The 11,267-nt window shown below is 48.4% G+C and carries 4 protein-coding genes; 1 reads left to right on the top strand and 3 read right to left on the bottom strand.

Annotated elements, in window-relative coordinates; all coding sequences use genetic code 11:
- On the top strand, positions 1–152 hold a 152-nt coding region (locus HQN90_RS39915), incomplete at its 5' end, for an IS3 family transposase (RefSeq protein WP_173217847.1).
- A gap of 424 nt (positions 153–576) precedes the next feature.
- On the opposite strand, the gene HQN90_RS10255 is transcribed toward HQN90_RS39915, so the two are convergent.
- The 3 genes from HQN90_RS10255 to HQN90_RS10245 form a co-directional block, all read right to left on the bottom strand.
- A complete protein-coding gene (locus HQN90_RS10255; RefSeq protein WP_173217845.1) occupies positions 577–6,039 on the bottom strand; it encodes a family 43 glycosylhydrolase in 5,463 nt (1,820 codons plus the stop codon).
- Positions 6,040–6,150: 111 nt separating this feature from the next.
- Positions 6,151–10,485 carry a 3-keto-alpha-glucoside-1,2-lyase-like domain-containing protein gene (locus tag HQN90_RS10250; protein ID WP_173217843.1) on the bottom strand — a complete coding sequence of 1,445 codons (4,335 nt, stop codon included), beginning with the start codon at positions 10,483–10,485 and terminating at the stop codon, positions 6,151–6,153.
- Positions 10,486–10,586: 101 nt separating this feature from the next.
- A complete protein-coding gene (locus HQN90_RS10245; RefSeq protein WP_173217841.1) occupies positions 10,587–11,177 on the bottom strand; it encodes a TlpA family protein disulfide reductase in 591 nt (196 codons plus the stop codon).
- Positions 11,178–11,267: the final 90 nt, after the last annotated feature.

Here is an 11,267-nt window from a genome sequence, read left to right as displayed (position 1 = left end):
AAACATTTGAAGAAGCTTACCAGAGAGTACACACATACATTGAATTCTACAACCAACGGCGTTTCCACGGAAGTCTGCACAAAATGAGTCCAAGTCAGTACCATGAGGCTTGGAAAGCTAATAAATTAAAAGCCATAGAAATTTCGGTTTAGTGTGTTTAGAGAAATGAGAAAAATGAAAAACTGCGAGAGCGAGAGCATTTAGCAGATGGACTCCATAATTAAGGGGCCGAACCGAACTGGTGAAAAGCCTGCGATTATGCATCCTTTTCTTCTTGAAAATAAGCAAAAAGGTGAAATGCCTGCGAATATGCATCCTTTTGAGACCTTTATTCGTTTCCAGGAAGGAAACGCTCAGAAAGCCTGCATTATCGCAGGCTTTCTGACGTTTTCACACGATTTTGCTTGAAAAGCCTGCACATTTGCAGGTTTCTCCTGAATCGCTGAGCCACGGACAACGGATATCGCCAACATGGTGGGCGCATTCGCTGAATATGCCTCTGAATGTGGAGCATCTGCAGCACATGCATCTAAAGTGGTACATTCGCTGCACGCGCCTCTAAATCAGCCCCTATCCTTACTCCATAATGGCTTTGGCAACGATAACAAGATCCGAGATATCGACTTGGTTATCTTTATTAAGATCCGCTTTAATCGCTTGCGCATCCCAACCGACATCACCTTGCTTTTTGCCATAAGAAGCCGCGACAATAGCTAAATCTCCAACACTAACACTACTTCCGCCTGCATGGAGATTGGCATTGATCTTCTTCGCCTCAAAGGCTGTGATTGCTTCAGCCAGCCATTGCGTTGCGGCAGCCCACTGCTCCTCAGTTACAGCGTTATTGCCTGCAACAATTGCCGCTTGATCAATGGCTGCCTGCAGCGCCGCTTTCGCCCCTGCCAAATAGAAACCATGTCGCTCTTCCTCAACAGCCTCGTCATGCTTCGTTTGTGCCGAGGCAATGGCCGCTAGCAGGGCTGCTTGGTGTCCATTCGGGTTCGAAGGCACCAGAAGCTCAAGAATGAGCCTGTCGAGCTCAGCAAAATTCGTCTTTTTGGTCAGCTTAATCGTGTTCAAGCCTGAATTCAACGCGATCGTAATCGAAGACGGGTTATAACGACCCCATCCGAATTGTTTGTAGTCAATGACTTGACTAGCTCCATTGTTCACGGAAACATCGTGCTGCGCTATGGCAGTGCCGCCTGTTCCGTTAGCGGCCATGAGCGTCATCGCGTAGGTACCCGCTTCTTCCACGTTAACATGGAACACGATATAGTCAGTTCCAGCCGTGTCGATGTGACCGACCACCTTGCCGCCAGACGCATCGTCCGAGTTGTTAATTTTCGCTGTACCGCCCAGCTCAGCATCTTCTGCTTCATAGCTGTACATAGAGATCGATGGTGTTCCAGATGCCTCTTGCACAGATGCGCCGTATGCGACCGGTGTGCCAAAGTTAGGCGTTCCATCCGCATTCCAAGTGAATTTCTGCGCTCTAACGGTGCGATTCCCCCAGCCTCCGCCAGATTTAAGATCAGCATGATACACGATCCAATCTTCTGTACCATCCGGAGACTTGGTGAAAGAGTTATGTCCCGGACCAAATGCGCTCGCTGCTTTGCTCAAAACCGGACCTGATTTCGTCCAAGAAGCAGGACTCAGCACATTGCCGTCCGTATTGGTCAGCATACCTAACGTGTAATCATCGGTCCAACTGCCGCTTGCCGAGTAGACGATGAAGATTTTGCCATCTTTGCTCAAAATTTCGGGACCTTCGTTAATGTTCGGCGTTCCATGCAGCTCCCAAGCTTGATCAGGCGTGGAAAGCAGCACTCTAGGTCCGCTGATTGTCCATGGATTGCTCATCGGAGCAATGTAAATGTTCTGCCTCACATTGGCATCGCCATCCCACCCCGACCATACGAAGTACATGGAATTGTCGCTTTTCGTGAAGACCGTGCCGTCAATGGCCCATTTATCTGTCGCATCCGCAATCTTTCCTTTCATCGTATAAGTACCTTGCGCGTCCTGCGAATTGCCTTCGATGACATACATTCGGTGATTATTATTATTGCCGTCATCTGCTGCCAAATAGATGTACCATTTGCCATTCAAATACTGAATTTCAGGTGCCCATAATTCCTTGGAATACATTTGTCCGGCAGGTGGGGTATACACCGTTATACGAGGCGCGGTCCCAATATCCTGAAGCCTTCTGGCTTTCGCCACTTGAATCAAACCGTCATTCTCAGACTTTACATAATAATAGTAGCCATCCTTGAAAACAACGCTCGGATCTGCCGAACCGGCCCCGCTGGAGACAGGCACGATCGGGTTCATGAAGGTACCGCTGTCTTTCACCGTTACGGTCGCCTTGGCCGTCACTCCTCCTGCCGCCGTGACCGTGATGACAGCCGTCCCTTTGTTCACCCCTTTGACGTAACCGTTGCGGTCAACAGTCGCTGTACCGGTATGGCTGGAGCTCCACGTTAATAGCTGGCTCGAAGCATCGGCAGGCGTGATCGTCGCTGTCAGCTTTTTCGTTTCATTGACTTTAACGCTCAGCGCAGCCGCGTCCAACGAAACAGACTGCACACTTTTCCCAGCATAAACAGGCGTTAAGGCTTGTTTGGCTAAATTGGCATGTGACCATTTGACATGCAAGCTTGCATCGCCGGCGGCATGCACATACTCGATTTTAACCGCGTACTGTTGTCCGGCCGTTAATACGATTGCTGCGCTTTTTTCTTCTCGGGTGCTGCTTGTTTTGTCTACAACCAATGAATCGCCAATCCACACTCTCGCGATGTTATCGCTATCTACATAAATCGTATGTGTGCCCGTGTTCACAGGCTGAATCGTGCCCACCCAACGTGTGGAGAAATGGTCTTCGCCAATGCCTACAGTTGGATCCGGAGATCCGGTCCCTTTCTCATCGCCAAGATCAAAATCCACCTTGGGTGTAATCGAAGATTTGACCAAACTCGTGAAATTTTCATCCTTAAAATAGTGCACGTTAAACACGGGCAGCGTGTCGAAGGCAGCGCCAGTAAGTGCCTTCACATCGTTCACATCCCAAGGGTGACCATCCGGATAGGTGATGCCATGGAAAGGGACTGCCGGCTCCGATGTCAGCGGATTCGTATCCGAGCCCCAAGGGAAACGCGTGTTATCCCGGCCGATGCCAAATTCCCACATGACGAATCCAATGCCTTGCTTTCCATAGTGTTCCACGATGCCAGGAACGGATTGGGTGAGTCTGTTCATCGTTTCATCCGCAAGAATTTCCTTGCTGATCCCGTAGGGTGTCGGATAGTCGGCCTCATAAGGGTGCCAAGTGATGAAATCCGACGTCGATTCTCCGCTGAATTGGCCGCCCGTCGAGGAAACCGGATGCGTCGTATCGATCTCTTTGACCCAAATCCGCGCATCGTTCATAATCTGCTTCGTCATTTGATCCATAAGTCCGCTTTCGCCATTGCTTGGTTCATTATAAATGTTCCAGAAAGCAATTCTTGAATCATCCTTATGTGCACGCACAATCCCTTGCACATACGCTTTCAAGTCTTGCTTGTTGGCCGCATAGTCGGACTTGATTGCATCGCCGGGACCTTCCACCCAACGGCTGTTATGCGCACCGTATCTTGGGGCTAATTGCGGTCCCATGACAGGATAGTCGTCCCAGCAATCGTCGAACAAAGCAAGCTCGACCTTAATGCCGTATTTGTCGGCAAGTGTGAGGAAATCTTCGAGATTGGCCAGCAGCTTCGCACTGTTGTCTTTCCACAATAAATTGTGCACGAATACACGTACCAAATTAATGCCGTACATTTGCGCATAACCTAATTCGCGATCGTTGATGGCATGATCATATTCGTCCCATTGCTGAATCTGATTGACGACATTCGTTGGCACGAATACCGCGCCTTTCACCCAAGACCAGTCATAGGTCGGAGGCGGAACGGCACCTAGATCTTTAACAAAAATATTGTCGTAGCTAGTGGCAACAAAGTGGGCTCTAACACCAATAGCTCCAGTCGAATAGCTTGTATCTACAGCACTAACGATATGCTCGCCATCGATATAAATATCGATATGGCTGCCTACCGCCGTCACCTTCATGTGATACGCTTTATTTTGCTGAATCGGGTATAGGATGGAGGCCAGCTCTTTCCAGTTGTTATTGAATTTCCCCAATTGCACGCGCCCGTTTGAGGTTATTCCGGCATAATAACCCTTCAGGTTATCTCCGCCATTGCTAGGATTCGAGACGCGGAAGATTAAGCCTGCATTATCGCTGTTCACGCCGTCTTTCATCGTAATGTCTGCCTCGTATTCAAAGTTGCTGAACGACGTGCCATCGGCAACCGACTTGAAGCCTGCCCCTTTATTCGTCACTTGGTACGCTTTGTCTGTTACGTTCCAAATGCCTTGATAGGTCGTCCAGCCATTGGCGTTGTCATCGTTAAAATCATCCGAGAATTGATGGCTGACTGGCTCTACTGCTGGCAGCACAATAGGCGTTAACCGCTTCAAGGATACATTGTCAAAAGCAACTGTTTTATCATCATTCCAAGCACGCAGCCCAACAGTACCTGTTGTATAGGTGGTATCTGTAAAGTCAAAGGCAAGCTTGTCATTCACATAAATCACATAATGTGTGCCGATGACGATAACTTTCAAGTGATTAAGTGAGTTCGGATTGACACCGCTTACAACGATTGAAGCTATTTCCGTCCAAGTGCCGGCAGCACCCGCAGTGCTCATCTTCCCAACTTGAAGCTTTCCAGCAGCGTTAATACCGGCGTAGTACGCATTTACTTTATCTACGCCATCAGCGGGGTCTGTTACTCGAAAGATCACTCCGCTGTTATTCGCTACAGCATCTTGCGGGTTCACATCAACCTCAAAAACGAAATTTTGATAAACCGCATCAATGACGGACTTAGCGCCTCTGGGATTCGCAGCAACATATTGATAGACTGCATAAGTCACCGACCAAACCGTCGGAGCTCCAACGGTCAAGCCCGTATAATTCTTCCAGCCCTCGGCATTGCCATCGTTAAAGTCGTCCGTGAATACTTGTTCGCTCTGGGCGATGATATAGGAGGACGTTGCCACGCTCGAGACCATTTCACCCGCTTTGTCCGCATAGGCTTTGATAGTCGTATCGGACGATAGCACGATCGGCGACGTATAGACGGGAGAAGAAGCATTTGGTGTAGTGCCGTCCAGCGTATACCGGATGCTGGCTCCATCGGTCGCAGAAGCAAGTGCAATGTACTGCTCGCTGTTATAGACACCGTCAGGTGTGCTGAATACAGGTGCCGCAGTCACCGACGGCGAATATGCCCGAGCTTCGAGATTATCGAAGTTCGTTGTCCCCCACCAGGTTCTAAGACCAACAGCACCGGGAGAGGTGATCTGTTTGCCATCGTTATCGGTAAAATCAATCTTGGGTACAGTCATATCCTCGACATACACCTGAATGTGATTGCCTACTGCCACGACTTTCATATGACCGCTTGCATAAGGGTAAGATACTCTCTGAAGTTCCTTATATTCATTGCCGCCTGCACCCGTTACTCTTGACAGTGTAATGGTTTTGTCTACACGCAGAGCAGCGAAATAGCCATTATATCCGTCGGCAACATTAGGCGCTGGCGCAGTAACCCGAAACAGAAGTCCAGAATGATCATCATTGATCCCAGCAACTTGCAGATCCGCTTCATAAATCAAGTCTGCAAAGCTTGTGTTCTGGAAAATGGCTTTCGAGCCGGGTGCGCCAGTCGTTCTATACTGCTTGGCGGCATTAACCGCCCAAGTCCCCCTGTTCCCGGCATCCGAAGACCCATAGGTCGTCCAGCCATCCGCATTGCCATCATTGAAATCCTCTCTAAATACAGGCAGGGGCTCTCCCGCTGCCGCCTCCACTGAAACGGAAGCAACTGGAAAATAAGAAACTGCCATACACATAAGCAGCATATAAGCCCACACTTGGCGAATTCTTTTTTGACGAAAAGCAAATATTCCTTTCAAACTGCACCCTCCCCTTTCTTATTTTCTAGGCAGCCAAGCTGTTTTCTTCAATAGACGTTTTGGACAGATCGCGGCATCGTGATCCCGTCCAAAACGCCTCCCAGCTTACTCTTATTGCAGAATTTTTTGTGCCATGATGGCCAAGTCTACAATATCTACTTTATTATCTTGGTTCAAATCTGCTTTTTTGTACGATTCCCAATCTGCATCCAAGGAAGACTTCCCGTATGCTGCAGCTACAATACCTAAATCTGCGATCGAGTACTTGCCGTCTCCATTGGTATCCCCTGGCGAGCTCGAAATGACAGAATTTAAGAAGCGGTTTAATGCATCACGTAATGCAAGATGAGCTTGCTCTACTTCCTCTTGTGTCGCTGAAACGTTATCTGTCACTACTCTTGCTTGGCCAATGGCTGACCAAAGATTAGCCTTGGAGCCTACAGGGTATTGGCCTGGGCTTGTGCCCTCAACAGCGCTGTTATGCTTATCTTGTGCCTGAGCGATCAAAGCATTCAGGGCAGTTTTATCAATGACGATTGCGATTTGCAAGCTGTGCACAACACCTTCAAGCTGTGTCTCTACCCCGGCTCCATCAGCCACAATAGCTTTCGTCAACCTGATGTTTGTGGCGCTGGCCTGTGTGACTGACTTCACTTTCCACTTCAGTTTCAGCAAATCATCATTGATATTGCCCGCTCCTAGGTTAACCATAATATAACCAATTTGACCGGGAACTTGCTCTTGATCTATGATCTTGGAGCCTTCTTTCAACTCCTCCACACCTGCGTACTCCACTTGGCTAGGATCATAAGTAATCGTTAAATCCTGAGCGTACACACTTTGCGTAACGCCTGAGAATCCTAAGTTAAGGCTAAATGACTCATTCTCATGAACAACAGAAGGCCCTGTTAATGTTGCAGCGGCAGGGGTTGATGGATTTGACGCCGCCTGCAGCGGTCTGACTACGATATAATCCAGCTCGTAGAATCCTGTTCCCTTCATGAAGGTGAGCGTGTTGGAGCCTGCGCTGAGTTGAACTTTCGTTGGGATAGCCATAAATCTTCCCCAATTTTGAGTTCCTTGCAGCTTCAGTAATTGTTCGCTGCCATTTACGACAATTTTACCTGTCGCTGCCGTAAAATCACTGCCATTGGCAAACCAAACATCAACAACATATGTACCCGCAGTTGGAACTTTCACATCACTGAATTTCACATAGCTATCCGGGTAGTCGATTTCACCGACATAGCTTTTGCCAGAAGCATAATTGTTGTTCGTATTCACTTTCGCTTTGAACAGCTCGGCTTGTTCAGCCTCATATTTAATAGATGCAACAGAATCTGCCTGTTCTGTCACTTCGGGGAAATAGCTGACTCGCAAGTTTTCCGCTCCGAAAGGAACCAAGGTAATGTTCTCTGTCGGTTCCGTCGAGAGCAGCGGGCCGATCGGCGGCTCCGATGCTTCTACATTATTGGGCGATTTGCCCCATGTTGGAATTTTCTTCGCTTTGGCAATCAGCTTAACAGGACTCGTCGCTTGAAGGAATGGATTCTCCGGCATCGGCCCTTGGATGACCTCAATCGACTTTTCAGGGTGCTCGCGATCAATCAATAGTCCGTAATTCCATGGCGTCTTAGACAGCACACGATACTGGCTGAAGCCAAGCGCTCCGGCATTGAATCCTGGCACTGCCGCAATTGGATTGGACTGTACCTGCCAATTCTCTTCCACTTGAAGCGAGAACACCAACGGCCCACGTTCAATGCCTACAGAGTTGTTGACCCATGTCGATGTTTTCAGCTTCATCGGCACCGTTAGAACGACTTTATCCCCCGAAGCCCACGTCCTGTCGATCGTTACGTATTCCCCAGCTTTCACAGCAGACTGAACTTGGCCATTCACGGTAATCGTAGGCTGCTCCGTCCAAGCAGGAATTCTAAGTTTGAGCGGAAAGCTTACAGCTGCTGAAGTTTGGACTTCAAACCCGATTTGATCTTCAAATGGGTAATTCGTCGTTTCTTCCACAGATACTTTCGCTGTCTTTATTTGAGCTGACACGCGACTTGGTCCATAGGCAATGACACCCAGGCCTCCATCCGGTGGTGCCGCCCACATATTTTTCACAAAATACGGCCAGCCCATGTGCATATTGAAGCGACAACAAGGAAATCCGGATGTAGGGGAAGGCATCATCCCATTATCATAGTTCTGTTTGAAGCTATGATCGGCTAGATTGCTCTCCACCTGATTCGGTAGCGAATAATATTGATGCAGCTTCAAATCCTTACTCATCGCGCCAGGCAAGGAATTGAAAGCAATTTTCTCAAGCGCGTCGCCAATATGGGGATCTCCGAGAATCATCGCGGCTTCTTCATTGCTTTGCATACGTTCAGTAATCGCGCAGAGCTCTACGCCTTGTGTAGATCCAATGCCGGCCAACATCTCTGTGCCTGAGGGCATGCCCGTAATCTGCGAGTGTTTGGTCAAATTGGCTACTCCAGCCTGAAAGGCGTCGCGGTCTTCATTATCATGCGATCTTTGATAATAGACAGCTGGCATTTTAATGGCTTCATTCACATTCACCGAATGAGTCGGCTGGAAGTCATTGCCGAAATTCTGAAACCCATCCTTCGCAAACGTATCGGTGATAGGGTATCCCTGTTCGGCAAGCGTATCCGCTAATTGCAACAGAAACGCGTCGTCTGTCCGGTTGTACAGCCAGAGCACTGTATCGATGTTATCACCGACTCGAATTTTGCCCCAATCTCTCAAGGGTCTGGCTGGCAATTGAGCAGCTTGATAATGGAAATAATTCGTCATAAAGGGGAGCACACGCGCATCATTCGTCGCTTCGTAGTAATCCTTCATGACATAGAGCGCAACCATGCGAGGCCACCAATCATCGCTGCTCTTGGGACCAAAAGAGCCATCAGCTTGCTGGCTAGCCAGAATCGCTTCTATCCATTTCTGTGATTTGGCAATTAAATCTTTGTCTTTCAGCGTGTAGGCTAACGGGACTAAGCCTTTCAAATAATAGACCGGGCGCTCCCAATCGGAATCCGGTGCCGTACCCCCGAGCCAAGCCGCGTTCGTGCTGAGCTCTCCGTACAAATCCTCTGCATATCCAGTAGCTCCATCGCGCTGAAGATCCAACTGTTTAAGCAGCCAGCCCTTAGCTTCAACAGAACCCAGCGGCAATGGGATAAACGGCGTTTGCACAAGCGGCGCTTTGTTCGCTACAGGCACCGCGTAAGTTTTGTCCGGTACAACATATTCGCTTGCGATCACATTATCATAGCTTGCTTGCGCACGGTAACTTCTTAATCCGATTCCGCCTTTCGTATATTTCTGCGGGCTATCGTCGGTATAGACGAGAACTGGGGTATGAGAATCGTTGACATATACTTTAATCTCATTCTGATAAGTAACGACCTTCATATGGTAAAAGCGATTGGGATCCGTGTTGTCGAACACTTTCACTGTTTTGAGCGGCGTCCAGTTATTGTTCATACGTCCAAGGGTTACCTTGCCGTCACCGCTTAAACCGGCGTAATAGCCTTTCACATTGTCCGCCCCGGGCGTAGCGCTTTGCGTTTTGAACAACAAGCCTGCATCTCCTGTGCCTGTGTCACTCGGCAGCTTAATATCGCTTTCCAGTGTCATATCCTGAAACTCAGCGTCACGGGCAATTATTTTGTACCCATCGCCTTTATTCACCGTTATGGCTCCGGATTGCAGCTTCCAGCTTCCATCCACCACTTGCCACTGGTCAATCACTTGGTCGGCCGGCGTATCAAAGTTATCCGATAACAACGTGTCGCCCCCCACGGATTTCACCACGATATTGTCGTACGAAGGTAGAGAATTGTACATTCTAACCCCCACATTGCCCACGGTATAGGTACTATCCGTTTGCTCTAAAACTAATGTATCATTAAGATACACGTTAATTTGACTGCCTACAGCAGAGACTTTCAACCGATAGTCTGTATTCGGGTTAATCGCAACCGATGCCCGTTTCAGTTCCGTCCAATTGTTATTCATGCGGCCGAGGATGACGGCTCCAGTTCCAGCAGCACTTAGTCCAGCATAGTAACCTCGTACATTATCGGCCCCCGGCGTCGCGCTTACCGTTCTGAACAACAACCCTGCATCTCCATTGCGATCTGCCATACGGATATCTGACTCAATCGTGAAATCTTGCAGATCATTCTTATTAGAAATCGCCTTATAGCCTTGTCCTTTGGCAACGGTAAGTTTGCCGGATTGTATGGACCATGGGCCTTCAATGGCATTCCATGTATCGTTAATCTTTATTTTATCGAAATGATCGGAGAAATAACTGGGGATCTTCACCGTTTCTGCCGCTTGGACCGGATAGGGCGCAACGATGGTCATATATAAAGCAAGAATAAGCAATTGCACAATGGCCGTTTTTCCCTTCAATTCAGGACACCTCTTCTCTTTAAAATTCGATGGCTTACTTGTTCCAACACAACGCACACTTTCTACCGCTCTCCTCCCTTCTGAACAATTGCAGAGACTCATTAAGGCTCAGCTAGATGTCTGATTTTCTCTTCCAATTCAAGCGGATCTACCATATGAAACGTATCCAGCACGAAGCCATCTTTGTCGATAAGAAAAACCGTAGGCAGCGCGTGAAGCTGATACAGATCAGCGGCATGTTTATGCTCATCCAACAGGATCGGATAGGTAAGATTGTTTTGCTTGACGAACTTTTCGATGTTTTCCGGTTTTTCTTCAGTCGATACGTTAACGCCAAGGAAATCAACCTGATTCTTGTACTGGCCGTACAGCTTCCTCAGAGTCGCCACCTCAACCGAGCAAGCTTCGCACCAACTGGCCCAAAAATGGATGACAACCGGTTTATCGCGTTTGCCCCCAATCGTATGATACGAACCATCCAACGCTTTCAGTGTAAAAGTAGGAGCCTTGACATCATTCACGCCTGGCTTATCAACCGAGCTGGCCAAATTCACAATGCTTTCCAGCTTATGGACATCCAGCCTCTGGCCTTCCTTAGGACTGGGGTCCGTCGTTTTATGCGAGAAGTGCAAGTAAAACGGCAAGCTGCTAAGCAAGAGAATGCCAACGATCAGGCTGATCATTTTTTTCATTTGAACCTCTCCCTGAGCTTTGTTTATTTTGATTATATCTGCAAGGAAAAAGCCCGTCTTTACGCGATTAGGCCAAACTTTGCACGATTC

This window comes from Paenibacillus alba, assembly GCF_013204855.1.
GTDB lineage: Bacteria > Bacillota > Bacilli > Paenibacillales > NBRC-103111 > Paenibacillus_E > Paenibacillus_E alba.
Note: the sequence above shows the minus strand (reverse complement) of the source record. Positions and strands in the feature narration are given on the sequence as shown.